Consider the following 26709-nt stretch of genomic DNA (forward strand, 5'->3'; position numbering starts at 1 on the left):
AGATGATGTTACTTTGACAGCAGCAATGTTGGATCGTTTATTACATCATTGTCATGTTGTACAAATATCTGGGGAAAGTTATCGTCTAAAAGATAAAAAGAGAGTAGGAATTCAACCACAAATTGAGTCTTAATAAATCATCAAAGGGGTCAATTTTACTTTGCTGTTTTAAGGTAAAAGGGGTCAGTTTTAAATTGCCGTTGACATAGACGGCCACGTGACTCAACTGCGTTTAAAAGACGGGACAGTGCTGGATGCTGATTTGGTAGTTTTTGCCGTCGGGATTCGACCAAATAAAACTCTGGCTGAACAGGCTGGCTTGCGCTGCAATCGTGGAGTACTGGTGAATGACACCATGCAAACCTATGACCCGAGTATTTATGCAGTGGGTGAATGTATTGAGCATCGTGGTCAGACCTTTGGATTGGTTGAACCCCTATGGGGACAAGCCTTTATCTGTGCGACGCATCTGGCTGAACATGGCCGACTGACCTTTAAGGCACCGACTGTTCCGACCCAACTCAAGGTCAGTGGATGTGATGTCTTCTCGGCCGGAAATTTTGAACCTCAGGATGATTTTGAAGATATCGTGCTGAATGATGAAAAACGTCAGATTTATAAACGGATCATCATCCAGCAGGAAAAAGTCATTGGTGCGGTGCTATTTGGCGATACCGAAGATGGAGCTTGGTATGCAGAACTGATTGCAGATCAGACACCGATTAGTAATATCCGCAGCAAACTGCTTTTTGGTCGGGATTTTGCATTAAAAAAGGCAGGGTAATCGGATCAATCTCCCAACCCCTCTTTAAACAAGAGGGGAACCTCTCTCCTTTATTAAAGGAGGGTTGGTGAGGATTAAAGCTTTTGAGACATAGAAAAAATTTAAATCAAACCTGGAAAAGCTAGATATCAGAGATTTGGTGAAACACGTGAATTTGGATGATTAAGGAGCACAGCAGTAATGAATAGTATTCCGGTTATGGAACTACATAGCTCTACTGAATCCCAAATAAAAACTACTCAGACGACCTGTCCTTATTGTGGAGTAGGCTGTGGTGTCATCGCGCACGTAAGCCAAACCTCGATGGGTGAAAAGGTTCAGATGGAAGGTGATGTTCAGCATCCTGCTAACTTGGGCAAGTTGTGTATTAAAGGCAGTCATCTTGCCGATACACTTGGCTTAAAAACCCGGCTTCTACATCCGATAACAGGTCGAAAAGAGCAGCGGCAAATAAGCACTTGGGATCATGCCATTTCAAGTATTGCCAATAAATTTCAGCAATGTATTGAGCAGTATGGACGCGACAGCATCGCCTTTTATGTCTCCGGCCAGCTTTTGACTGAAGACTATTATGTGGTGAACAAGTTTGTAAAGGGCTATCTGGGTACTGCCAATATTGATACCAATTCAAGACTGTGCATGTCTTCTGCTGTGGCAGCACATAAACGGGCTTTCGGCGAAGACCTGGTACCGGCCAGCTACACAGATTTTGAGCAGACAGAAATGGTGATTCTGGTCGGTTCTAATACTGCCTGGTGCCATCCGGTGCTTTATCAGCGCATCATGAAAGTCAAAGAAGAGCGGGATTTATTTGTGGTGGTGATTGACCCGCGCTTTACTGCAACCTGTGAAGCGGCAAACTTACACTTGCCGATTTTACTGGGTCAGGATGTCGCGCTGTTTAATGGTTTGTTGCAGTATCTTCAGCAAAATGGTCATGCCGATCTGGATTTTGTTACCCAACATACTCAAGGTCTGGAGCAGGCGCTTGCCAGCAGCTCGACAGAGTCATCGATTGAAAGCGTGGCTCAACGAACCGGGATTACTATTGAAAAATTAACCTTATTTTTTCAGAAATTTGCCCAGACCGAAAAAATCATGAGCCTGCTATGAGCTGCACTGGATTATCTGCCCATCTCAGTACACATCGTGCCGAACCGTATTGTGAAATTCATTCGAATGATGCATTGAAATACGGGATTCAGGATGGTGAGCTGGTCGAAGTTCGTTCTGAATGGGGACAATGTAATGGCCTGCACAACGTATCAACTTCTGAAGCGTTGTTGCTTTGTGAAAGGTGGCATTACGCCATTATGGGGTATGTCCTTCTATGACAGATGGCGCACTTGCGAAACAGTGTTTCTCATACCAAAATGCATTAGCAGAGCGGATTAATGGAATATTAAAGCAGGAGTTTTTAACTACACGATGTCAAACCATGAAGGAGTTAGATCACTTAATTGCGGAATCTATCATGATTTATAATTGCTATAGACCACATTTAAGTTTAAATATGAACACCCCGAATCAGACGTATGAGCAAACTAAAACTGAGCTAATTGCTTAACTCGGTTTGAAGTGGAATACTGTCAATCTATTTCAGGACAAGACAAATTAATAGGTTTTATAAGGTAAAAACTTGCCAGACAATACGACATTTACCCGGTCACCATTCGGATTTTCTTCGCGTTGGATATCCATACTAAAATCAATAGCACTCATGATCCCATCTCCGAATTCTTCATGAATCAGTTCTTTAATGGTCGAACCATAAACACTCACTACTTCATACCAGCGATAAATTAAGGGATCAGTAGGCACGCTGGTCGGCAATGAACCTTTGTATGGCACGATTTGTAGCCATGCAACAGCTTCATTACTTAAGCCAAAAATCTGACCGATTTTTTCTGCCTGCTCTTTATTAAAAGCCATCTGACCTAAACATGCAGCGGTTACCCATTCTTTAGAAAGTTCTATTTCTTTGGCGACATCTGACCATTTAATTGATTTTAAAACTTTCGCTGAAATGATCATGTCAGTTACTTGTTGACGATGGGTAATCATAATCCTCTCCAAATGATTCTTAAACAAATTGTTATGCGGAGTAGATGATGCAGATATCATGCCAATCATCATTTTAAAATTTATGCTCAATAAGACAGTGAATAATTAAAAGATTAATAATTTTTTATGGCATAGCTTTTGCTTGTACTTTGAGATATATGGCAATGACGCCATTCACCTTTAACTGTTCAAGCATTTAAGGCAACGGCGCCTAAGGTCTTCATTGATCTTAGGCGTCTTTTTTTTAAAAACAGGTTTGTATATTGAAAAAGAGGACGACAACATGGCATATCTTGCTCCTGCAGAGTTTGCAAAAAAAGTGGTAGATGCGGGTGAATCCAAATTACATATGGCAACCCGTGATGTATTGATTCGTGCCTTTATGGCAGGGGCCATTCTGGCCTTGGCAGCGGTATTTGCCATTACCATAGCCGTGCAAACAGGATCACCATTGATTGGTGCGCTCCTGTTTCCAGTTGGTTTTTGTATGTTGTATTTATTGGGCTATGACCTATTAACTGGGGTGTTTGTACTTACGCCGCTGGCATGGCTAGATAAACGCCCAGGGGTGACATGGGGACGTATTCTAAAAAACTGGGGCTTGGTGTTTGTAGGGAACTTTACAGGCTGTTTAGTCGTTGCGGTGCTCATGGCAGCGGTTTATACCATGGGTTTTGCAGCGGATCCAAACCCTGTCGGCGTAAAAATTGCGCATATTGGCGAGGAGCGGACATTAGGTTATGCCGAATACGGATTCGCCGGCTGGATGACTATTTTTATCCGTGGCATGCTGTGTAACTGGATGGTGTCATTAGGTGTCATTGGCGCGATGATGTCTACTACGGTGAGTGGCAAATTTATTGCCATGTGGATGCCAATTATGCTGTTCTTTGCCATGGGCTTTGAGCACTCTGTCGTGAACATGTTCCTGTTCCCATTTGCCATGATGATGGGCGGTGACTTCTCGATTGCTGACTACTTCCTATGGAATGAACTGCCGGTTGCTTTAGGTAATCTGGTGGGCGGTTTGGCATTAACAGGTCTGGCACTTTATACCACCCATGTCCGTACTGGTGTTAAAAAAGAATTTTAACATTCATCATTTTATAAAGGGATCATATAGATCCCTTTTTGAGCTTTCAGCATGAAAAAAACATTAAAAGTCAGTATTGGGCAATATTCTACTGCCGGAGTTAAACAACAGAACCAGGATTTCCATGGAGTATATCTGCCCGAAGGACATGTGCTGAAACAGAAAGGTATTGCATGTGTTATAGCGGATGGAATCGGTAGCAGCAATGTCAGCCATATTGCAGCAGAAACTGCAGTCAGCAGTTTTTTATCGGATTATTATTCTACTTCAGATGCCTGGAGTACACAGACTTCAGCAGAACGAGTGATCCGCGCGACCAATTCATGGCTTTATGCACAGACTCAACAAAGTCAAGGACGTTTTGATAAAGACCGAGGGTATGTCTGTACCTTATCTGCACTGATTTTAAAACAACAACAAGCCCATGTTTTTCATGTTGGTGATAGTCGTATTTACCGCATTCGCGATCATGAAATTGAATTACTAACCCATGATCATCGTGTCTGGTTGTCTTCCAAAGAGCATTATCTTAGTCGAGCCTTAGGTGCGGATTATCGTATTGAAATTGATTATCGAAATATTGAACTCAAAGAAAAAGATATTTTTTTACTAATGACCGATGGGGTCTATGAATTTGTCACAGATCAACAATTATTAGATTTAACTTTAATAGATGCAGATTTAAATCAACTTGCCAAAGGATTAGTTGAAAAAGCTTTAGAACAGGGCAGTGATGATAACTTAAGTTTCCAGGTGATCCGTGTAGAACAGTTGCCTGAACTGAATCAGTTTCATATTCAGCAGGATTATGTATTTCCACAACAGCTCAGTAAAGGTGAAGTTTTTGAAGGCTATGTGATTGATAAGATTTTGCACCAAAATCATCGCAGTTGCCTGTATTTGGCACACGATACTCAGCAGCAGCCTTTGGTTATAAAAACTTTGGGGGTAGATTTACAGCAAGATAAGTATGCCGTAGAGCAATTTCAACTCGAAGATTGGGTATCAAAACGTCTGAAGCATGACAACCTGATGCAGTGTTATCCACATAACACTGAGAAAAAATATTTATTCCAATGTTATGAATATTTACAGGGTGAAACTTTGGCTCAATGGCTGCATCGCCAGGAAAAGCCTTTAAATCTCGATGAGATTTTACCAATTTTGCAACAAACAGCTTTGGCTTTAAATGCAATGCACCGGCTGGAGATGCTGCATCAGGATATACGGCCAAAAAACATCATTGTTTTAAATACAGAAAGTGCCATGAAAATTAAACTGATTGATTATGGTTCAACAGCAGTAAGAGGCCTGGTCGAAATTAATCCTAAAAATGCGAATCGACCACTCGGAACCTTAGCATTTATGGCACCGGAGTATTTTATTGATCATTCGCCATCTGTACATTCAGACCAATTTTCTTTGGCGGTAATGGCCTATTATTTACTGACCAAACAATTACCTTATGGGACAGATTTAGCTCGCTGTAACAGTTTAAAGCAGCTTAAAAAAGTTCAATACTATTCCATCAGGAAATATCGGCCTGATTTACCTATATGGTTAGATAAAATTTTAGGCCAAGCGCTGAGTATTGAACCGACCCATCGTTTTGAGGCCTTATCTGAACTCATTCATAATCTAATGCATCCTTCCAAAGAATTATTAAACTCTAAACCACCAGCAATCATTGAACGAGATCCTTTGCGTTTTTGGCAAATTAGTTGCACCGTATTAGGGCTATTATTTTTACTGAGTATTGCATGGCCATTTATTTGAAAAGAGAGAATCAAACCATGCTTAAAATTGAAGGTACATAGATAAGTTTTTATTCAAACTAGACTATGAGATTGACTGTCAAAAGCGCAGCAATCAATCCACAACTAGATAAAACAAGAACCCTATAGTGAACCGTACCAGGTTTGTCGGAGACTCAATATTCTGAGATGAGATAGCGTCTTGGTAGTCAATCAGGTTTTGATATTATTCGACCAATAAATAATCTCTTTGATAGGCAGTCTGATGTTTTAAAACGCCATAACACAGATGTATAAGCTTGCGCATTGCAGCACCTAAAGCACACATTTTATTTTTAACCTGGCTTAATAATCGTTGATATAAAGCTTCAATGTGTGGATTATATTTAATCGCTGTTAATGCTGACATAACCAACCTAATGGCTAAAAGAAGTAAATGAGCCGAATAACCTGTATATTTGGCTCATTATATGAGCTGTTTAAGCCAATATTAGCTCGGCGTTTAGGGGTAACAGAAGAAAATCCTGCACCCATTAAAGATAAAAATGAAGGTTTAGCCAATATCATGATGGATGCAGTGAGCAATCATAATGCGCCATTAACAATGGAGCGCTTATTACAATGGCATAACTGGCTTTTTCAAACTATAGAACGCTTTGATTATGCTGCGCAAAAAATCAAAGTAGGAGAAATTCGTGATAACGAGGCACCAATGCAGGTTGTTGGTGGTTCTCTTTATGGCACTACTACCAAGGTTTACTTTGAAGCACCTGAGGGTGGAGAGCATTTACAGGGACTAATGAATGAATTTATAGAATGGTTCAATAGTTCTAGAGAAAATGTAATGCTTGATCCGTTATTGCGAGCTGCACTTGCTCATTTTTGGTTTGTGACATTACATCCATTTGAAGATGGTAATGGTCGTATTACGCGTGTTATTACAGATTTAGCATTAGCTCAAATGGATCACCAAAGTATCCGTTTATATGCTATGTCCGTGGCCATTCATGAAAATCGTAGTAGTTATTATGAGGTTCTTGAGAAATGCCAGAATGATACTTATACAATTAATGAGTGGTTGGTCTGGTTTTTAAACACCTTAGAAAAAAGTATCGATAGGTCTTTACTACGACTTGATCGAACGATCACTAAAGCGAAATTTTGGAGCACTTATTCTCATATCGAATTCAATGAAGCCCAGAATAAAGTTTTAAATCGCTTACTCAATGGCGAAGAGAATGATTTCCCTCTAGGAATTAATGCTTCACAGTATCAAAAGCTCACTGGAGTAAGTAAGGCTACAGCAACACGTCACCTAACCGAGCTTTTGGAAAACGATGTGCTGTATAAACTGGAAGGTGGTGGGCGTAATACCCGCTACGTGCTGAAAATTGATAAAGAAAAGTTTACTCAAAAAGAGGTTGTCTCACTTGTTTGAACAACTAAAAGCTTATTTATAAGCGATATTCTGTATTAGTTCAGACTTGATCGTACATTCTCATTAAAGGAGTATGAAAATCAAGCTTCCTTTTCAATCTGTTTCACAATAAAACTTTAGAGTTGAAGCAACAGATCAAATCTAAATCATATTTGAAAAATAATTACGGTGGATACTGTCCTGTGGTAATAACTCTAATAAACGCTGTACCGCATCAATTCGGTCATGTGTTTGTCCAATAATTCTTAATAATTGATCGATATCCTTTATTTGATAGATCAACTGGCTCAAACGGGCATCAAAACAATGTCTCCAAGTGCTGAGTAAAGGGCTTTCTGATTTAGAGAGAAAGCTACCTTTATATAGTGAGAATGTACTGGAAATAAGATTTGCATTTAATGATTGTTCAGCACATAAAAAATCACACTGGACTTCACAACTAAGCCTATAAATGCGAGCCTCAATTGAATGAGGTAATAGGCTACGAAGTTGTGAAAGCTCAGCCTTTAGGGTTTTTAGGCTGACACTACGCTCACCATAAAGGGCATAGTGTAACTCTTCTAAGCCAATTCCATGGGGATGCAAAGCTAAAATGCAAAGTATTTCAATTTGACGGTGACTCAAGTTTAAAGTTTGCCCATTAAATTGAACCCAAGGCGAACCTAGCGCTTTAATGTATAAAAAATTTTTCTGTTCAAATTTTATGGCACGCTGTATTAAGTCTGCACAGCGTTCCACAGCAAGAATGCCTAGAGGGGTATGTTTTTTATATTTTGTGGAAAGATTGATAATGCCATGAAATTGACCTGAAGTCGGATCCCAGATAGGTGCTGCATAACAGACCCAATCACGAACGCTGTCCATTTGGTTTTCATGAGAATAGACGCAACTTGATATTTGGCTGTTTAACGCCATACCAATCGCATTGGTTCCAACTGCCTGTGTAGACCAATGCCCACCCTCAATAAAATGAACCTGTTCGGCAGAAGAAAGCATTGCAGAACTACTCCATGTCCATAAGAGAGTCCCGTGATGATCTGTAAGACCAATCGCCATATCTGAATCATCCGCTATTTTGAGTAAGTCAGCATAATTATGCTGAATAGAGCGGCGGAATAAAGACGTTTGATCTTCTTGAGGCAATGCTAAAACAGGGGCAGCATGTACAGTAGTTTGATTAATTAAATGCGTCGTTTGCAGCTGTTTTGCAGATGCGGTATTGAACAGGTTCATATCATATTCCTTTATGATGAGACTGTAATATTTTTAAACTTTAGAAATGAGCTTCAAAATTTATGGTCATTTACGTCATTTCTTCTTGCTTCGATTTTAAATGCTTTTTTCTTTGCTTGGTTAAATTAGATCTTTTGGCTTTACCAGTCCTTGAGCTACTTTAAAAGTGTTCTTATGAGCTGAAAATGACTATTTCCATCTGAAATGTTAATAAACGTAACTGTCATATTTATCAATGAAGCATGTAAATAATGAAAAGTCATTCACGTATATATGGGGCAGGTACAACCTCACCATAATACTGGCGGTCAGCAAAATAACTTGATCGTACCAATGGTGCACTCCAAATATTTTTAAACGCCAAGCGTTCTCCATGAGTTTGATAATGCTTAAACTCTTGTAATGTAACAAAGCGATGAATTGGCGCGTGAGACTTGGATGGCTGTAAGTATTGGCCGATTGTGACATAATCAATTTGATAATCTTTCAAATCATTTAATAACGCAATAACCTCAGCCTCAACTTCTCCTAAACCGACCATCAAACCGCATTTGGTTGGAATGTCGGGACAGTAGTGTTTAAATTTTTTGAGTAAATCCAATGAGTGCTTATAGTTAGCGCCTGGTCGCATGGCTTTATACAGACGTGGAACGGTTTCAATATTATGATTAAAAACATCGGGTGGGTTTTGGCTCAGAATCTTCAGGGCAATATCTGCACGACCACGAAAATCAGGAACCAAAATTTCTATCAGAGTCTCTGGACTGGTTTGACGAATTTCTCGAATGCAATCTGCAAAATGCTGTGCACCACCATCTTTTAAGTCGTCTCGATCAACAGAAGTAATCACGACATACTTTAAGTTTAGATTCTTGACTGTTTCAGCCAGATGCTTGGGCTCATTAAGATCCAATACATTTGGTCGACCGTGAGCCACATCACAAAAAGGACAACGTCGGGTACAAATATCTCCCATGATCATAAACGTTGCAGTTCCACCGCTAAAGCATTGAGGCAAATTAGGGCAGGCCGCTTCTTCACAAACGGTATGTAGTTTTTGTTGCCTTAATAAATCTTTAATGATTTGGACTTCTTCAGGTTGACTAATTTTAGTCCGAATCCATTCTGGCTTTTTCGGTGTTGTTTCCGTTGGAACAACTTTAATTGGAATACGCGCCATTTTTTCAGCGACACGTAGCTTCTTTCCAGTTAATACTGTGTTATTTAAATCCATTACAAACACTCCATCATTTAAAATAATTAATATATACCCTGATATTAAATAAACTGATTTAAATGGATTAATAATATTAAAACAGGGCAAAAAACTTATCATATAAAACAAAGGTTGGTTAAAGGTTTGTTTTTGTATGTGATTGAACTATTGTAAAATTTTACAAAATTTTTTAATTTCATAACCTTCTGTTTTTAATATTTATCTCATCTTTTTATGGATTATATTTTTTTAGTCTAATATGAAATTAAGTAAAAATATTCTTATATAAATATACGATTTAAAAATCCAATTATTCAATTTTGGATTTTCTTTTAAGCGTAGTGAATAAGGAACAAATATATGCAATTAACGGAAGAGCAATTGCTAGCAGCATACAAAAGAATGCGCGACATTCGTGAATTTGAGGATCGACTTCACGATGAAAACAATACAGGTGATATTCCTGGTTTCATCCATCTCTATAGCGGTGAGGAAGCTGTTGCAGTAGGGATTTGTGAAAATTTAACAGATAAGGACTTCATTACATCAACACACCGTGGGCATGGACATTGTATTGCTAAGGGCTGTGACATTCACGCCATGATGCTAGAAATTTTTGGCAAAGATGATGGTTTGTGTCGTGGTAAAGGTGGCTCAATGCACATTGCGGATTTAGATAAAGGCATGCTCGGTGCAAACGGTATTGTAGGTGGTGGTCCACCTTTGGCTATTGGGGCAGCTTTAAGTGCTAAAACACTCAAAAATGGTGGGATTGGTCTATCTTTTACCGGTGATGGTGGTTCAAATCAGGGCTTAACTTTTGAAGCAATGAATATGGCTGTGGTGTTAAAGCTCCCTGTGATTTTTGTTTTTGAAAATAACGGTTTTGGTGAAGGTACTGCACATGATTATGCCGTAGGCAGTAAAGACATTGCAGGCCGAGCAGCAGGTTTTGGCTTACCCGCTGAAAAAGTAGATGGAACAGACTTTTTTGCTGTGTATGAAGTTGCACAAAAAGCCATTGAACGTGCCCGCCGTGGTGAAGGTCCGAGTGTGATTGAAACAGTAACCAACCGTTTTTATGGACATTTTGAAGGTGATCCGGGACTTATTCGTTCCAAAGAAGAACTGGATTATGTCAAAGAACATAAAGACCCATTGAAGATATTCCGTGAAAAAGTCAAAGGCAAAATTGACGAAGCCAAACTCGATGCGATTGACGCCCAGTCTAAAGCCAATGTAGACGATGCCGTTGCAAAAGCACGCGCAGCTAAGTACCCAGAAGTCTCTCAGTTACTTACTGATGTTTACGTCTCTTACTAAAGGAATAGTAGAAAAATGCCAAATAAAAGTTATCGAAATGCGATTAAAGAAGCAATTGAATTAGAAATGCGCCGAGACCCAAGTGTTATTGTGGTTGGTGAAGATGTTCGTGGTGGGCATGGTGGCAAAAATACCGATGATAATAAGCTGGAAGGTTTTGGCGGAGTACTTGGTGTAACCAAAGGCCTATGGACTGAATTTGGCTCTGAACGAGTCATTGATACTCCAATTACAGAATCTGCGATTATTGGTATGGCGGCAGGTGCTGCTGCTACAGGTTTAAGACCTGTGGCAGATTTAATGTTTATGGATTTTTATGGTGTGTGTTATGACATGTTGTATAACCAAGCGGCGAAATTCCGCTACATGTTTGGTGGCAAAGCCAAAGCGCCACTCGTTGTACGAGGCATGATCGGTGCAGGTTTTTCCGCAGCAGCGCAGCATTCTCAGTCGCCATATAACGTGTTTGCCTCAGTGCCAGGCTTAAAAGTGGTGGTGCCTTCAAGTGCCTATGATGTAAAAGGGTTGTTGATTCAAGCCATTCGAGATGACGACCCAGTAGTCTTTTGTGAACACAAGTTGTTGTACGACATTAAGGGAGAAGTGCCAGATGAGTCCTACACTATTCCTTTTGGTGTCGCAAATTACACCCGTGAAGGCACAGATATCACCATTATTGCCTTAAGTTTGATGGTGCATCGTGCCAATGAAGTCGCTGATAAGCTCGCAAAAGAAGGCATTTCGGTTGAAGTGGTTGACCCTAGAACCATTTCACCATTAGACGAAGATGGCATTTTAGAGTCAGTAGCTTCAACAGGTCGTGTGGTGATTGTAGATGAATCAGCAGCACGTTGTGGTTTCGGACATGATGTGGCTGCGCTTATTGCCCAGAAAGGCTTTCATTATCTTAAAGCACCAATCGAATTAGTCACTCCACCACACTCACCCGTACCATTTTCACCAGTACTAGAAAAAGAATGGCTACCTAGTGTAGAACGCATCGAACAGGCTGTACGCAAGACGTTGGAGGCTTAGGATGAGCGAAATTAAAACCTTAGAAATCCCAAAATGGGGTTTGTCCATGGAAGAGGGCACGATTGCCCAATGGCTGATTCAGGAAGGTACGCAATTTAGTAAAGGACAGGAAATTTGTGAAATTGAAACCACAAAAATCGTCAATGTTCTAGAAGCGCCTTTCGATGGCTTGCTACGAAAAATTATTGCTAACGATGGTGATACCCTTGTCGTAGGTGGAATCATTGCAATTTGTGCAGACGCTCAAGTTTCCGATGCAGAAGTTGAAGCATTTGCACAGTCTTTAGGGGGAACACCTGCTGTAACTGAAAATAAAGCGGTAGCAGCGGTTCCTGAAAAAGTCGATGTGGCTCAAGTTGAAACCAAAGTACAAGCTGCTCCTAAACAGAACAGTGTTGGTAATGGATCAAAAGCGGTGACTCAGGGCGGATATTCTATTCCTGATGAGTTACAAGGCTACCAACAAACCGATGATATTTTTGCAACGCCACATGCCTTGAAATTGGCTGAAAAGCATAATGTAAACTTGGCTCAGATTACGGGTTCTGGACGTGAAGGCCGTATCAGTGTTCAAGATATTCAGGCCGCAGTTCAAGCTGCTGGTGGTTCTTGGCCAGATGTACGTCATCAAGCCAGCACGAAAGCCGTGAAATCTAAAGCAGATGACAGTTATGTTCTAGCGACACCTGTTGCCCGCCGTTTGGCAAAACAATGGGGCATTAATTTGCATGATTGTCGCGCATCAGGTTCACGTGGACGAGTCTGTAAGGAAGATGTTGAAGCTGTATATCAACGGGAAAATCCTGTACAAGCTCAACGTACTGAGTATGCGCATCCAACAGAGTCTGCAAAATTCACCACCGTAGCTATGAATGGTATGCGTAAAGCAATCGCTGCACGGCTACAAGCGGCAAAACGCAATGCACCACATTTTCGCTTAACGATAGACTTAAATGTTGAGTCGGTTCAGGTTTTGCGTCAGCAAATTAACAGTACTGTACCGCAAGTCAAACTGTCCATTAACGATATGCTGATTAAAGCTGCTGCTGCTGCACTGATTAAAGTTCCACAAGTTAATGTTCAGTTTGATGAAGAGAATCAGCAGATTTTACAGTTTGAACAGGCTGATATTTCGGTTGCTGTAGCCATCGAAAATGGACTGATCACGCCAATTATTAAAGCAGCGAACCGTAAATCTTTGGCGCAAATTTCCAATGATATGCGTGATCTGGCGACACGTGCCAAAACTGGAAAATTGGCACCTGATGAGTTTCAAGGGGGCAGTTTCAGTATTTCCAATTTAGGCATGCTTGGTATTCAACAGTTTGATGCCATTATTAACCCGCCTCAAGGTGCAATTCTGGCCTTAGGTGTAGCTGAGAAACGTGCTGTCGTTGAAAATGATGAGATTGTTGTTCGTGAAATGGTGACCGCAACATTGTCTTGTGATCATCGTGTCATTGATGGTGCGTTGGGTGCTCAATTCTTATCGGCATTTAAGCAGTTTGTCGAAAATCCTGCATTAATTTTGGTGTAGGAGGAATAGTCATGTCAGATACACAATTCGATCTTGTGGTTATTGGTGCTGGTCCTGGAGGATATGTCGCTGCGATTCGCGCAGCGCAACTGGGATTAAAAACGGCAATCGTTGAAAAACAACACTTAGGCGGAGTATGTCTTAATTGGGGATGCATTCCAACCAAGGCATTATTGAGCGGGGCTGTGCTTGCGCAGCAGTTCAAACATGCAGGGCAGTTTGGCTTTACGCTTAACGCGATTGATTTTGATATTCAAAAACTGGTCCATCATAGCAGACAGGTTTCTGAGCAACTCGTGCAAGGTATCGGTCAATTATTGAAAAAAAATCAAATCACTGTTTTTAACGCAGCAGCCCAGTTTATTGCCAAAGAGCAATTAGAGCTTACAGATGCGAATGGTCAAAAACAGCAGATTTCTGCACCGCATATTATTGTCGCAACAGGTGCACGTGCGGCCAATTTGCCTCATATTCCTGTAGATGGCCATCAGGTCTGGAGTTATAAAGAGGCTTTAGTTCCGGAACAATTACCAAAATCTTTACTGGTCATTGGTTCGGGGGCTATAGGCAGTGAGTTTGCAAGCCTATACCAAGACTTAGGCTGCCAAGTTACCTTGGTTGATATTGCAAAGCAGATTCTCCCTAGCGAAGACATTGAAGTTGCGAAGTATGTACAAAAGCAATTTGAACAGCAGGGTATGCAGGTTTTAACCGAAGCGACTGTAAAAAAAATAGAAACTGATCAGGCTCAAGTACATTGTCATATTCAAACTGCCACAGATGTGCAAATCATTACTGTTGAAAAGGTGCTTTCAGCTATTGGCGTGAAACCGAATGCTGAAAATCTTGGCCTAGAAGCTTTGGGAGTTGAATTTGAGAATGGTTTTATTAAAGTCGACTCATGGTGTAAAACCAATGTAGTGGGCATTTATGCAATTGGTGATGTCGCAGGTGCACCGTGTTTGGCACACAAAGCCAGTCATGAAGCCATTCTTTGTGTGGAGAAAATTGCAGGCCTAAGTCATGTACATGCTTTAGATCGTACACAAATTCCGGGCTGTATCTTTACCCATCCACAAGTGGCCAGTATTGGTTTGACAGAACAGAAAGCGAAAGCTACGGGCTTGAATATCAATGTGGGTAAGTTTCATTTACAAGCGAATGGTAAAGCATTGGCTTTAGGCGATAGCGCAGGATTTATTAAAACCATTTTTAGTCAGGAAACGGGTGAATTGTTGGGTGCTCACATGGTTGGACATGAAGTCACCGAACACATTCAAGGTTTTGCCATCGCGAAATACCTAGAAGCTACAGATGAAAGCTTAGCGCAGGTCATTTTCCCTCATCCTACTTTGTCTGAGGCGATGCATGAGTCGGTCTTGTCGGCGATGCAACGTGCAATCCATATTTAAGGAGTCGCAACATGCCTAGAGGTTTAAACAACAAAGTTGCTTTAATTACGGGTGCGGCACAAGGCATTGGACGTGGTATTGCCTTACGTTTAGCACAAGAAGGTGTTCATATTGCCTTGGTCGATCTTCACCAAGAAAAGTTAAATACTGTTCAACAAGAGGTTGAAGCCTTTGGCGTAAAAGCCACCACATTTATTGCGGATATTTCAGATCCAATACAAATCAGTGACGCTATTAATCATGCAGAATCGACACTTAATGGTTTTGATATCATGATTAATAATGCAGGTATTGCACAAGTCAAAGCTTTGGCAGAAGTAACGCCGAGTGAATTTAACCAAATTATGAACATCAATGTCGGTGGTGTACTTTGGGGGATTCAAGCAGCAGCAAATAAATTTAAACAACGCCAACAGGCTGGAAAAATTATTAATGCGTGCTCAATAGCAGGTCATGAAGGTTTTGCTTTGCTCGGTGTTTATTCGGCAACTAAATTTGCAGTTCGTGCATTGACGCAAGCTGCGGCTAAAGAATATGCCAGTGCTAAAATTACTGTAAATAGTTATTGTCCGGGTGTTGTGGGTACAGACATGTGGGTCGAAATAGATCAGCGGTTCTCTGAAATTACAGGTGCACCAATTGGTCAAACGTATAAAAAATATGTAGATGGTATTGCTTTAGGACGTGCTGAAACACCAGATGACGTGGCTGCATTAGTTGCATTTTTAGCCAGCGAGGATGCAAACTATATTACAGGTCAGTCTATTTTGACAGATGGTGGAATGGTTTACCGTTAATATCAACATAAGGAATACACAATGAAAGCAGCTCGTTTTTATGACCGAGGGGATATTCGAATTGAAGATATCCCTGAACCGAAAGTACTTCCAGGCACAGTTGGAATTCAAGTTGCATGGTGCGGTATTTGCGGTACAGATTTACATGAATTCATGGAAGGCCCTATTTTTATTCCACCTTGTGGTCATCCACATCCAATTTCGGGAGAATCTGCACCTGTAACAATGGGACATGAATTTTCAGGCGTAGTTTATGCAGTTGGTGAGGGTGTAGACGATATCCAAATTGGACAACATGTCGTAGTTGAACCCTATATTATTGCGGATGATGTCCCGACTGGCCCCAATGATAAGTATCATTTATCAAAAAATATGAACTTTATTGGTTTAGGCGGACGCGGTGGTGGTCTTTCTGAAAAAATTGCAGTTCAGCGGCGTTGGGTACATCCTATTTCAAATGATATTCCTTTAGACCAAGCAGCGTTGATAGAACCTTTATCTGTCGGTCATCATGCCTATGTCAGAAGTGGCGCAAAAGCTGGCGATATCGCACTGGTTGGTGGAGCAGGCCCAATAGGCTTACTTTTATCTGCTATTTTAAAGGCTAAAGGTCTCACGGTCATCATTACTGAACTGAGTGCAAAACGTAAAGAAAAAGCGATAGAAGCGGGTGTTGCCGATTATGTACTAGACCCATCTAAGGTTGATGTAGTTGCTGAGGTAATGAAAATTACAGAAGACCGCGGTGTAGATGTCGCTTTTGAATGTAGTAGTGTCAATAAAGTCATGGATACACTCGTTGCAGCAATGAAACCAACTGGTGTAGTCGTTATCGTTTCTATTTGGAGCCATCCTGCCACAATTAATGTGCATAGTGTGGTGATGAAAGAGCTAGATATTCGTGGCACGATTGCTTATGTAAATGATCATCAGGAAACTATCCGTTTAGTCGAGCAAGGTAAGATTAATCTAGAACCTTTTATTACCCAACGTATTGCATTAGATGATCTTGTTTCTAAAGGCTTTGAAACGTTGATTCATAATAATGAGTCTGCTGTAAAAATTATTGTTCATCCATAGTAAAGCCTAATTTGAATAAGCTAGAAATAAACTCTATGTAGCTATTTCTAATATCTTTATAGATAGGGAATGAGTCTGTACGTACAGATTCATTCTCAAATTTACAGTGTTGAGTGCCAGTATGATTTTGATCATACAGCCTAGTAAAGATAGAAAATAAGTTTTTAAATAAACCATAGGGATATAGACTAAATTTTGCCAGGAGAGTGGTGGCAGTCCACCACTAATTAAAAGATGTCTACAAAATCATTGGCTATTCAATAAGTTTAGTTTACTGTTTGGTATAAAATATTATGCTGAGTTTTGATAGCTACGATTTTTGTTTGGCTTTTTGACGTAAGACATACAAATATAAGCTTTCAACTTTTTCACGTGCCCATGGTGTGGTACGTAAAAACCGTAATGATGACTTAACACTTGGATCTATACAAAAACATCTAATTTCAATTTTACGACTTAAGCCTTCAAAGCCACCATAGTAATCCAATAACTCATCCAAAATGTCAGCAAGTTTTTTGCCGTGTAGAGGGTCATTGGAGGCATTCATAATAGATAAACCATATTTTTGGAGGCCATCATTATAACCTGAGCTAGTTGAAAAATGGGAGGGTTGAAATTAAACATAATTAACATTGATGTGTGCTGAAATAGCAGGAGACATTCACTTGTGAGATTCTAGTCAGCCGACTTGTAAAAATCTTCTGCCATTTGATTTATTGTCTTAAAATGTAGACCTTTCTTTTTATAGAATAAGACCTTAAAGAAAACCTATTTAACTGAAGCAAACATAAAAGTGCATTACTAATTTGACAGATAATAAAACCTGATTTAATCTATATCAGAAATAATGAACAAATTAGCAGGTGTTATTTATTTAACATAATATACATTATACGAAATCAGTCTGTTAGAAACCATTTAAAGTGTCTGTATTCTCACCAATAAAAATGTCTGGTCTATGATGCGCATCAACATGATGGACTGGATATAAACTTGAGATGCTGATCACTATGTCTGACAAGGAAATACAACGTCTTGCAGTCCTGCAAGATGTTCGAGATCAACGTATTACACAAGTCCGTGCTGCAGAAATTCTGAATCTTTCAACACGCCAAATTACTCGATTATTGCACAAGCTCAATCAAGACGGTGTTTCAGGTCTGGCACATGCCAGTCGTGGTCAACCGGGTCATCGTCGTCATGATGACTTGTTAAAATCAAAGTGCCTTTCCATTATTTCTGAACATCTGCTGGGCTTTGGTCCCACCTTGGCGCATGAGAAGCTCAACAGCATGTTTGACCTGAATATCCCTGTAGAAACGCTTCGGCGCTGGATGACTGCAAATGGTCTCTGGATTCCGCGATCCAAGCGCCAGAAACGTCCATATCAACCTCGATATAACCGCGATTGCTTTGGTGAGCTAATCCAGATTGATGGCTCATATCACGATTGGTTTGAAGGACGTGACGCTAAATGCTGCTTGTTGGTTTATATTGATGATGCCACTGGAAAGCTGTTGCATCTGCGCTTTTGTGAGGCCGAAACGACCTTTGATTATATGCTTTCAACCCGAGCCTACATTGAGCAATACGGCAAGCCTTTGGCCTTTTATAGCGATAAACACTCAGTATTTCGAGTCAATCAGAAATCCAAGCAAGACAGCCAGATCACGCAATTTGGCAGGATTCTCAACGAATTAAACATCGATATTATCTTTGCCAACTCACCACAGGCCAAAGGACGTGTGGAACGCGCCAACAGAACTCTGCAGGATCGCCTGATCAAGGAAATGCGTTTGGAAGGCATCTGCTCAATTACCGAGGCCAATGCTTGGCTGCCCTGCTTCATTGAGCAGTTCAATCAGAAGTTTGCCAAGTGTGCGAGAAACTCGAAGAACTTGCATCGACCTTTAACGGAATCTGATGCTGAGCTAGAGGATATTTTTACCTGGCAGGAACCGCGTAAGGTCACGAAGAATCTGACTATCACGTATGACAAGTGTATTTATATGCTTGAGCCAACACCACTGAACCACAAACTTGTTGGGCAATACATAAAATTTTTAGAGTATCCAGATGGTACTGTGGCCATCATGCACGAAGGACGGAAGATCAGCTACAGTATTTTCAATAAACTGGCTAGACTGCAGCAGAATGAAGTAGTTGAGAATAAAAGATTAGGTGCGGTTCTGGCCCATATCCAGCAACAACATGAAGAGTTGGAAAAACAAAATAAACGTTCCCGTTCCAAGAAAAGTATGCCGAGTCATAAAGCTCAGAAAGTTGTTATTGAACAAAGAAATTTAAATCCTGTTCTTGACTCTTGCAGTTAAAAACAGGACATTTTAAATGGTTTATCGCATAGACATTTTAATTGGTGAATAACATGAATATATTAAGTAATTGATATATATGGGTTTATTTTGAGTGTTCGGTGTCTCAATTTATCTTATCATTCACAAAAAGATAAAAAGCTACTCAATCTTTCAATCAAGTAGCTTCAAAAATACGCCGTACAATCTGTTAAAGTTTTTTCCAAGTCATCGTGCTAATCGCATTCGCGTTCTTGGCTTTGCCATATACTTTCATTTGATTATTCGCCGCATTTAATTGAGCATCAATTTTATAGACATAACCATCTTTCGGGTTAATCCATTGTCCTTGCGAAAATTGTTTTGGATTTGAATTTGCTACCAAGCCTTCTAATGCCTGCATGCCTTTTATGGGCTGATTCTTTAAGTTGCCTTGGCATTTGCTACATACCTCTAATTGAGTTGTGCCTACCCACAATAAATTTCGAGTAATTACAGCACTATATTCCGAAGTTTTAGAGTTCTTACGAATCACAATTTCCGCAACATAATGCCCTGTATGATCATCAATTACTTTCCATGTACCAATCAATGGATCAAATGGCATGGCTTGAACAGGAAAAATAAATCCAAAATATAGTGCAATTGCACCTAAAAAGTTACGCATCATAAAAATATCAACTTAAAACCAATTTACAGCACGGTTGTGCTAAAAATGGGCGTGATTATAGCAATCAATGTTGAATTTAAATTAATTTTTTCATTAAAATTAAATGTTTATATGCTATTGGTTCGATGAAATATCATTAAAAATGTGAACCAATACGCTTTTTATGGGTAGATGAATTTTGATGCGTTGCAGCTTTATGCATAAAAGTGAATGTATAACGTGGTTTTGTATGCCAATTAATCATCTATATTTCTTCTTTCAACATTTGCTGTGTTATGGCGTAAACTAGACCTACAAGCTGTATCACTATAAGTTAAGAAATATTTATAGAAATAGTCTTAGCTTTATCCCAAGTTTTTGTTTTTACAGTTTTAAATCTATCTGTCTTTAAATTTAAGTTTAGTCATCAAGGTAACATCGTATGCTCAAGTGGTTCGAGAAACTTATAGATCCTTATCCAAATAAAGGTTTGACCGAACCCTTACCAACTACGTTTTTTGCCTTTGTTTGGCAAGCAGCTTCAGGTGTACGTCCATATTTATTGTTATTGGTTTTATGTACTGCAGGCGCTGCCAGCTTTGAAGCTTTGCTATATGCAAAAATTGGCGATTTAGTCACATGGCTTAGTCAAAGTCAGCCAGATACTTTCCTTGCGCAACATCAGCAGAACCTTACTTTGCTGTTTTGTATTTTATTGGCCAATATCTTTTTTGCCAGTGCGCAGTCAATTGTGAAGCATCAAATGTTATACAGTGGTTTTCCAATGCGTTTGCGTTGGCGTTTCCACAATTTAATGTTGCAACAAAGTCTGGATTTTTTCCATAATGATTTTGCAGGAAGACTCTCTGCCAAAGTCATGCAAACCGCCTTAGCAGTACGTGAGTTTTGGGTCATTTTGGGCGATATGCTTGCCTATGTATTCATTTACTTTATTACGATTAGTCTGGTATTGGGCGCAATTTCTCCAATGCTCATTTTGCCGTTATTGCTATGGTTGGCTTTATTTATTCTTGCAGCAGCTTATTTTATTCCGCGTTTGAGCAAAGTATCTAATGAACAAGCCGATGCACGTGCAGTGATGACAGGACGTGTGACCGATGCTTATACCAATATCCAAACCGTAAAATTATTTGCGCATGCAGGTCGCGAAAGCCAATATGCCAAAGCGTCGATGCAAGAATTTATGGTGACGGTTTATAAACAAATGCGTTTGGGCGCTCAATATGAAATCAGCATCAATTTATTAAGCGTGGTGTTGTATGTGGGCGTTTTAGGTACAGCAATTTGGCTGTGGTTAAATGGCCGTGCAGAATTGGGGATTATTGCTGCCACTACAGCCATGATTCTTAAACTCAACAGTATTGCCGAGTTTATGATGTGGCAGACCTCTGCCCTGTTTGAAAATGTCGGCACCATTCAAGATGGTATGAAAACTCTCGGACGTCCAATTGCGATTCAAGACAAAGCCGATGCAAAACCATTACAAGTTGCTCAGGGCGAAATTCAGTTTAAAGATGTCAGTTTTGCTTATAACAGTAAAAACGTGATTGATCAGTTTAATCTGCATATTCGTGCAGGCGAAAAAATTGGTATCGTGGGACGTTCAGGCGCAGGTAAATCGACCTTAATTCAATTGCTTTTACATTTTTATGAGCTCAAACACGGCTCAATTATGATTGATGGGCAAAATATTGAAGATGTAACCCAAGACAGTTTGCGTAAAAATATTGCACTTGTCACTCAAGATACTTCGCTATTACACCGTACTGTGGCTGAAAATATTAAATATGGTCGTCCTGACGCGACTGATGCAGAAATGTTTGAAGCTGTACGCAAAGCCAAAGCCGAAGAATTTATTCCACAATTGACCGATTTACGTGGCAAAAAAGGCTATGAAGCCTACGTGGGCGAACGGGGTGTTAAACTTTCAGGTGGACAACGTCAACGTATTGCCATTGCCCGTGTTTTCTTAAAAGATGCACCTATTTTAATTTTAGATGAAGCCACCAGTGCGCTCGACTCTGAGGTTGAAGCGGCAATTCAATCGAGCCTCGATGAACTCATGCAAGGTAAAACTGTAATCGCGATTGCACACAGACTATCTACCATTGCACAAATGGATCGTTTAATTGTGCTCGATCAAGGACGTATTGCAGAACAAGGTACGCATGATGAACTGGTGGCTATGAACGGAATTTATGCACAACTTTGGCAGCGTCAAACAGGTGGTTTTTTAATTGAACAAGATAAAATCGTAAAACCATCGACTGATAAAAATTAGCATCTCCAGCAACTTTGCTGTAACTCAGGCTTTGATGAAATGCAGATTTATCGCATATAGTCAAAGCCTGTTTTGTCTAACAATTTCCATAGAATTTCTTTAATTTTCATGCCAAGATGCAATATGTCATCTACGTTCTTATGTCGCCGTTTGGCAAACTAAGATATGCATAGATGACAGTCGCTAAGGCAAATTAAAATAAAATTAGCAAATGCAATGGAACATGCATGAAAACAATATCAGCACGTCAGGAACAAGGTGTTCCAGGGGTTTATGGCTTATTGGTTTTGGATGTTGTATCCCGTTGGGGTTATAACGCAGATACCTTATTTGCACCATTTCAACTCAATAGCGAAATGTTGGCAGACCCAGAATGTCGTATTCCTACACCTATTGCCAATGAGTTGGTTAAACATGCTTTAAAACTTACAGGCGAATCGACGCTCGGTTATCATCTTGGTACGCAAATGCGCATTTCCATTCATGGCTTTATTGGCTATGCGATTATGACTGCGCATGAAATTAGTGATGCGTTGATTTTAGCCAATCGTTTTATTCAACTGCGTATGCCCTTTTTACAATTGTTTTTCTCAACTTTTGGTGAAAAAGCCAGTCTGCAATTGCAGTGTGATATTCACATGGAACCTTTACGCACAGAAATCGCTATCGCTTTAATTATTGGCATGATCACCATGAGTAAAGCCATGACAGGTACAGAACACTTTACGGGCGAAGTCGATTTTGACTTCCCAAAACCTGCGGGTTTTGATCAATATTTTGCGAAATTTCCTTATCATCAATTCCGTTTTGATCAGCCGTATTTAGGTTTAAGTTTTGACAAGCAATATCTAGGCTTAAAAATGATTAATGCCGATCCTATTGCCAGTCAAATTGCGATTAATCAATGTGAAGCCGAACTTTCTGCTTTAGGTGAACGTCGCCGCATTTCTATGCGAGTACGTGATATTTTAACCCACGCAGAACAGCATTATTTAAGCATTGAAAATGTTGCCGACTATCTACACATGTCAGACCGCACACTCAAACGTCAACTGGCTGCAGAAGGTACTTCATTTTCAAACTTGGTCGATGAAGTGCGTTATCGGCATGCAACTTCCCTGCTTTCCCGTACAGACTACACGCTAGAACAAATTGCCGATGAATTGGGTTATAGCGATGTGGCAAATTTTAGTCGTGCTTTTAAACGCTGGAGTGGACGCAGTCCGAGCAATTGGCGTAAAGATCCGTATTTATAAACTTTTGTTTTTAGCAAAAAGCATGTATAAAACATGGCAAAAAGATTCGATACAATTTAAGGAGTTATCAAATGAATCACCCAGCGGAATTAAAATATGCAAGAACACATGAATGGGTGCGTATTGAAGGTGATTTGGTCGTCACAGGCATTTCAGACCACGCACAAGATGCTTTAGGCGATTTGGTCTATGTAGAAGCACCTGAAGTTGGTCAAAAAGTAATTGCGGGTGAACAAGCAGGTGTGGTTGAGTCTGTTAAAACAGCTTCAGATATTCACGCCCCTGTTTCAGGCGAAGTAGTTGAAGTAAATAGCAATTTAGACGATGACCCTGACTTTGTAAATGATGAACCGTATGGCAAAGGCTGGATTTATAAAATCAAGCCAGACAATATGGCAGATGTGGAACAGCTTTTATCAAGTGCGGACTATGAATCTGGCTTATAAGCCTTAAATTTGTAGTGTTTAATCGCTCAAATTCAAAGAAATCAGCTTCGGCTGATTTTTTTTGCATTGCAATTTGCGAAATAAATAAAATTATCTTTATTTGATAAAACAATTAAAAAAATAGAATTAAAATCTAATTTTAGTTTTAATTTTATTAAATAACTATACTTTTCACATAAATGGGTTTATTATTTTTTGCATGATCTTACTGTGTGATGACTTCCAATAACAAAGCATCTGTATAACAAAGTACACATTGCACGCTACTCCACTCACCATATATAGGTTTAAGTTATGTCAGCTATAAATGTCGAACATTTATGGAATAAGTCGTTTATTCTCTGCTTATTCAATAACTTGTTCTTATTCATATTTTATTTTGCGCAAACGACAATTTTGCCTATTTATATTGTGAATGAGTTGGGTGGTAGCTTGTCACAGGCAGGTTTAGCCATGACTTTGTTTATGTTATCTGCAATCGCGATTCGCCCATTTAGCGGTTTGATTATTGAAAAATTTGGTGTAAAGAAAACCTTATATGTTTCTGAAATCATGTTTTGTCTGTGTAGCGTGGCATACATTTTTGTAGATAGTTTACTGTTTCTACTCGTACTGCGTTTTTTACATGGGATTTGGTTCAGCATTGTCACCACAGTTACCGTCCCTATTGCCAATAACTTTATTCCAGACAGTCGCAAAGGTGAAGGTATGGGCTATTTTTTGGTGTCAGTAAATTTAGGGATTGTATTGGGACCTTTAATTGGTTTAAGTCTGATTCAAAGTGTTTCTTATGCCAGTATTTCTACCTTACTATCCGTCAGTGTTTGGGTAGGTTTCGCCTTCTGTTTAATGATTCCAATTGCGACCCAAAAAGTAAAAACTGAAACAACACCTAAACGTAAATTAGGGCTTCAAGATTTTGTAGAGAAAAAAGCAATTCCTGTATCACTCATGGCGATGATGGTTTCTTTCGCGTATGCCAGTATTATGTCATTTATTTCCACCTTTGCAGAATCACGCAATATGCTGTCTTATGCGAGTTTATTCTTCGTGATATTTGCAGTTTCGATGATGATTTTGCGCCCAATTACAGGCAAAATTTATGATCGTAAAGGGGCGAGTTATGTGATTTATCCTGCAATTATATTATTTGCTTTAGGATTAATTGTCTTGAGTCAGGTACACAGTGTATTCGGTTTTATGTTGGCTGCTGCATTAATTGGTGTAGGGTTCGGGTCTGCCCAACCTTGCCTGCAAACCATTTCAATTCAACGCTCCCCTAAAGATCGTATTGGTCATGCCACATCTACGTATTTTTGTTGTTACGATATTGGTATCGCCTTAGGCGCGTTAATTCTAGGTTGGATTATTGCGGGTTATGACTATACCGCAGCGTATTTGCTCTGTGCTGTTGTGACCTTAATCAGTTTAATTTTCTATAAATTTGTTGTGGCTAAACAACCTAATGCAGATATTCAGGCTTAGTTTTTAATAGCAGCAAAAGAATTGTTATTTTAAAAACTAATCTAAGAAGAGTTGATTTTTAAATACTCTCCCACCCAAAAAACCTGAAATTTCAGGTTTTTTGGGTTTCTGGAGTTTTATTTTTTATGCAGTTTTAGCCAAAACCTGACGATTTAAGCTTTCAGCGACCTCAATAAGCAGTTGTTCAGTCTTATCCCAACCCAAGCAGCCATCGGTAACAGATTGACCATAAGTCATCTCGCAAGAAATCTTTTGATTTCCATCCACCAAATGACTTTCTAACATGATGCCACGGACTTGCGTCTGTTCACGTTCTGCCACAATGGTACGCAAGACTTGCGGTTGTTGTTGAGGGTCTTTATGGCTGTTACCGTGACTACAGTCAATAATCAATGCAGGCAACTGCCCTTTGGCTTTGTGCTGAATTTTCTCAATTTCTGCCAATTGATAATTTGGCCCTGAATTTGCGCCACGTAAAATTAAATGCGCGTGTGGATTACCTTGTGATGACAAAATAGCAGGTAAACCCGACTGGCTCATTCCCATGAATTGATGTGGATGACTTGCCGATTGAATTGCATCTAATGCAATTTGAATTGAGCCATCAGTTCCGTTTTTGAAACCAATGCTATACGGCATGGCGCTAGAAATTTCACGGTGAATTTGTGATTCACTGGTACGTGCGCCAATTGCACCCCAAGCCAGTACATCATCAAAATATCCCGTTGCCATTGGGCTTAAAATTTCAGAAGCAATTGGTAAACCCATTTCTATAATTTGTAGATACAGTTCACGTGATTTTTCTAAGCCTAATTGCATGTTTGCAGAGCCATCTAAGTCTGGGTCATACAAAAAGCCTTTCCAGCCTACCGTAGTACGTGGCTTTTCGATATAGGCGCGCATCACCAAGAAAATTTGATCTGAAACTTGGCTTTGTAATTGTTTTAATTTTTCTGCGTATTCGAGTGCTGCTTGCGGATCATGAATTGAACAAGGTCCTGTAATGACCAATAAGCGAGGGTCTGTGCCCGCTAAAATGTTCTGAATAATCTGTCGATGTTGTGCGATTTGTTGTTTTAGCGCAGATGAAAGTGGGAGTTGCGCTTTGAGTTGATGCGGTAAACTTAAACTAATTTCAGTATTGTTGGTCTGTTGTTGTAAAGCAGTATTTAAAGCATTCATTGGTCTGTTCCTTTGGACTGTTTCTCTTTTTTACAGTCCGATCATTTATTTCAGCGTTATGGGTCTAATGGATTGCAAGGTTTGAGTCATAGATTGACTAAAGTAAAACCAATAAAAGTTGCTAAAGTATGAATAATTAACGTTGTACATGATTAAATCTCCGAAAAACCTATAAAATTCAAAACACCAGACATAAAAAAACCTGATCAGGGTTGCCGATCAGGTATCAACTGGTGGGCAACCTTTTGCCCGAACGCGACTCAGGCAATCATTGAAACTGCCAAAAGTAATAGTAAGCGTTTGCGATTAAA

The 26709-nt window shown here is 39.8% G+C and carries 22 protein-coding genes and 4 pseudogenes; 19 read left to right on the forward strand and 7 right to left on the reverse strand.

Going from position 1 to position 26709, the window contains the following annotated elements:
• The 5 genes and pseudogenes from FTV43_RS11180 to FTV43_RS11200 all read left to right on the forward strand — a co-directional run.
• Nucleotides 1-133, forward strand: a 133-nt coding sequence (locus FTV43_RS11180) for an ATP-binding protein (RefSeq protein ID WP_257224109.1), incomplete at its 5' end; no start/stop codon positions are given.
• A 75-nt stretch (nucleotides 134-208) separates the two neighbouring features.
• Nucleotides 209-784, forward strand: a pseudogene (locus FTV43_RS11185) (NAD(P)/FAD-dependent oxidoreductase); the annotation flags it as partial.
• Nucleotides 785-964: 180 nt separating this feature from the next.
• Nucleotides 965-1891 (forward strand): annotated as a pseudogene (locus FTV43_RS11190) (molybdopterin-dependent oxidoreductase); the annotation flags it as partial.
• Between the two features lie 2 nt (nucleotides 1892-1893).
• Nucleotides 1894-2118 carry a molybdopterin dinucleotide binding domain-containing protein gene (locus FTV43_RS11195; RefSeq protein WP_096902357.1) on the forward strand — a complete coding sequence of 75 codons (225 nt, stop codon included), beginning with the start codon at nucleotides 1894-1896 and terminating at the stop codon, nucleotides 2116-2118.
• A pseudogene (locus FTV43_RS11200) lies at nucleotides 2103-2351 on the forward strand (integrase core domain-containing protein); the annotation flags it as partial. The gene FTV43_RS11195 and the pseudogene FTV43_RS11200, both read left to right, overlap by 16 nt.
• Nucleotides 2352-2398: 47 nt before the next feature.
• Here FTV43_RS11200 and cynS read toward each other — a convergent pair.
• The gene (gene cynS / locus FTV43_RS11205; RefSeq protein WP_096902358.1) at nucleotides 2399-2848 is read right to left on the reverse strand and encodes a cyanase; all 450 of its coding nucleotides are present in this window, start codon (nucleotides 2846-2848) and stop codon (nucleotides 2399-2401) included.
• Between the two features lie 283 nt (nucleotides 2849-3131).
• On the opposite strand from cynS, the gene FTV43_RS11210 reads away from it, so the two are divergent.
• The gene (locus FTV43_RS11210) at nucleotides 3132-3941 is read left to right on the forward strand and encodes a formate/nitrite transporter family protein (RefSeq protein WP_008303564.1); all 810 of its coding nucleotides are present in this window, start codon (nucleotides 3132-3134) and stop codon (nucleotides 3939-3941) included.
• A gap of 51 nt (nucleotides 3942-3992) precedes the next feature.
• Nucleotides 3993-5717 (forward strand): bifunctional protein-serine/threonine kinase/phosphatase, encoded by a 1725-nt coding sequence (locus tag FTV43_RS11215; RefSeq protein ID WP_179995477.1) that lies wholly within the window; start codon nucleotides 3993-3995, stop codon nucleotides 5715-5717.
• A gap of 204 nt (nucleotides 5718-5921) precedes the next feature.
• Here FTV43_RS11215 and FTV43_RS11220 read toward each other — a convergent pair.
• A pseudogene (locus tag FTV43_RS11220) lies at nucleotides 5922-6110 on the reverse strand (IS110 family transposase); the annotation flags it as partial.
• A 21-nt stretch (nucleotides 6111-6131) separates the two neighbouring features.
• Here FTV43_RS11220 and FTV43_RS11225 point away from each other — a divergent pair.
• Nucleotides 6132-7133 (forward strand): Fic family protein, encoded by a 1002-nt coding sequence (locus tag FTV43_RS11225; protein WP_257224108.1) that lies wholly within the window; start codon nucleotides 6132-6134, stop codon nucleotides 7131-7133.
• A 141-nt stretch (nucleotides 7134-7274) separates the two neighbouring features.
• On the opposite strand, the gene FTV43_RS11230 is transcribed toward FTV43_RS11225, so the two are convergent.
• Together FTV43_RS11230 and lipA are read right to left on the reverse strand one after the other, a co-directional pair.
• Entirely contained in the window at nucleotides 7275-8366 is a 1092-nt protein-coding gene (locus FTV43_RS11230) for a transcriptional regulator (protein ID WP_179995478.1), read from the reverse strand.
• 259 nt (nucleotides 8367-8625) lie between these two features.
• On the reverse strand, nucleotides 8626-9600 hold the full coding sequence (gene lipA, locus FTV43_RS11235) for a lipoyl synthase (RefSeq protein ID WP_179995479.1): 975 nt from the start codon (nucleotides 9598-9600) through the stop codon (nucleotides 8626-8628).
• A 342-nt stretch (nucleotides 9601-9942) separates the two neighbouring features.
• Between lipA and FTV43_RS11240 the strand changes: the two genes are divergently transcribed.
• From FTV43_RS11240 to FTV43_RS11265, 6 genes are read left to right on the forward strand one after another with little or no spacing between them, the layout of a single operon-like run.
• On the forward strand, nucleotides 9943-10905 hold the full coding sequence (locus FTV43_RS11240; RefSeq protein ID WP_016167939.1) for a thiamine pyrophosphate-dependent dehydrogenase E1 component subunit alpha: 963 nt from the start codon (nucleotides 9943-9945) through the stop codon (nucleotides 10903-10905).
• Between the two features lie 15 nt (nucleotides 10906-10920).
• Nucleotides 10921-11940, forward strand: a complete 1020-nt coding sequence (locus FTV43_RS11245) for an alpha-ketoacid dehydrogenase subunit beta (protein WP_048881927.1) — start codon at nucleotides 10921-10923, stop codon at nucleotides 11938-11940.
• A gap of 1 nt (nucleotide 11941) precedes the next feature.
• A complete protein-coding gene (locus tag FTV43_RS11250) occupies nucleotides 11942-13477 on the forward strand; it encodes a 2-oxo acid dehydrogenase subunit E2 (RefSeq protein ID WP_179995480.1) in 1536 nt (511 codons plus the stop codon).
• An 11-nt stretch (nucleotides 13478-13488) separates the two neighbouring features.
• Entirely contained in the window at nucleotides 13489-14889 is a 1401-nt protein-coding gene (gene lpdA / locus FTV43_RS11255; protein ID WP_179995481.1) for a dihydrolipoyl dehydrogenase, read from the forward strand.
• 11 nt (nucleotides 14890-14900) lie between these two features.
• Complete coding sequence (locus FTV43_RS11260; protein ID WP_019837535.1) at nucleotides 14901-15686, forward strand: acetoin reductase; 786 nt, start codon at nucleotides 14901-14903, stop codon at nucleotides 15684-15686.
• 21 nt (nucleotides 15687-15707) lie between these two features.
• The gene (locus FTV43_RS11265) at nucleotides 15708-16766 is read left to right on the forward strand and encodes a 2,3-butanediol dehydrogenase (protein ID WP_004281883.1); all 1059 of its coding nucleotides are present in this window, start codon (nucleotides 15708-15710) and stop codon (nucleotides 16764-16766) included.
• Between the two features lie 310 nt (nucleotides 16767-17076).
• On the opposite strand, the gene FTV43_RS11270 is transcribed toward FTV43_RS11265, so the two are convergent.
• On the reverse strand, nucleotides 17077-17313 hold the full coding sequence (locus FTV43_RS11270; protein WP_003651786.1) for a VF530 family DNA-binding protein: 237 nt from the start codon (nucleotides 17311-17313) through the stop codon (nucleotides 17077-17079).
• A gap of 451 nt (nucleotides 17314-17764) precedes the next feature.
• Here FTV43_RS11270 and FTV43_RS11275 point away from each other — a divergent pair, with 451 nt between their 5' ends.
• Nucleotides 17765-19099, forward strand: a complete 1335-nt coding sequence (locus FTV43_RS11275) for an ISNCY family transposase (protein ID WP_179995482.1) — start codon at nucleotides 17765-17767, stop codon at nucleotides 19097-19099.
• Between the two features lie 190 nt (nucleotides 19100-19289).
• Here the strand turns inward: FTV43_RS11275 and FTV43_RS11280 are convergent, their stop codons facing one another.
• Nucleotides 19290-19748, reverse strand: a complete 459-nt coding sequence (locus tag FTV43_RS11280; protein ID WP_179995483.1) for a DUF2147 domain-containing protein — start codon at nucleotides 19746-19748, stop codon at nucleotides 19290-19292.
• Between the two features lie 421 nt (nucleotides 19749-20169).
• Between FTV43_RS11280 and FTV43_RS11285 the strand changes: the two genes are divergently transcribed.
• From FTV43_RS11285 to FTV43_RS11300, 4 genes are all read left to right on the forward strand, one after another.
• A complete protein-coding gene (locus FTV43_RS11285; protein ID WP_096902548.1) occupies nucleotides 20170-22029 on the forward strand; it encodes an ABC transporter ATP-binding protein in 1860 nt (619 codons plus the stop codon).
• Nucleotides 22030-22256: 227 nt separating this feature from the next.
• Nucleotides 22257-23285, forward strand: a complete 1029-nt coding sequence (locus FTV43_RS11290; RefSeq protein ID WP_096902549.1) for an AraC family transcriptional regulator — start codon at nucleotides 22257-22259, stop codon at nucleotides 23283-23285.
• A 71-nt stretch (nucleotides 23286-23356) separates the two neighbouring features.
• A complete protein-coding gene (gcvH, locus tag FTV43_RS11295) occupies nucleotides 23357-23731 on the forward strand; it encodes a glycine cleavage system protein GcvH (protein ID WP_096902550.1) in 375 nt (124 codons plus the stop codon).
• A 294-nt stretch (nucleotides 23732-24025) separates the two neighbouring features.
• On the forward strand, nucleotides 24026-25216 hold the full coding sequence (locus FTV43_RS11300) for an MFS transporter (protein ID WP_131261381.1): 1191 nt from the start codon (nucleotides 24026-24028) through the stop codon (nucleotides 25214-25216).
• A gap of 123 nt (nucleotides 25217-25339) precedes the next feature.
• Here FTV43_RS11300 and FTV43_RS11305 read toward each other — a convergent pair whose 3' ends face one another.
• Nucleotides 25340-26398: a 3-deoxy-7-phosphoheptulonate synthase gene (locus FTV43_RS11305; protein ID WP_104851962.1), complete on the reverse strand. Its 1059-nt coding sequence runs from the start codon at nucleotides 26396-26398 to the stop codon at nucleotides 25340-25342.
• Nucleotides 26399-26709 lie beyond the last annotated feature (311 nt).

The sequence above is a fragment of the Acinetobacter sp. YH16053 genome, from assembly GCF_013417035.1.
GTDB classification, from domain to species: domain Bacteria; phylum Pseudomonadota; class Gammaproteobacteria; order Pseudomonadales; family Moraxellaceae; genus Acinetobacter; species Acinetobacter towneri.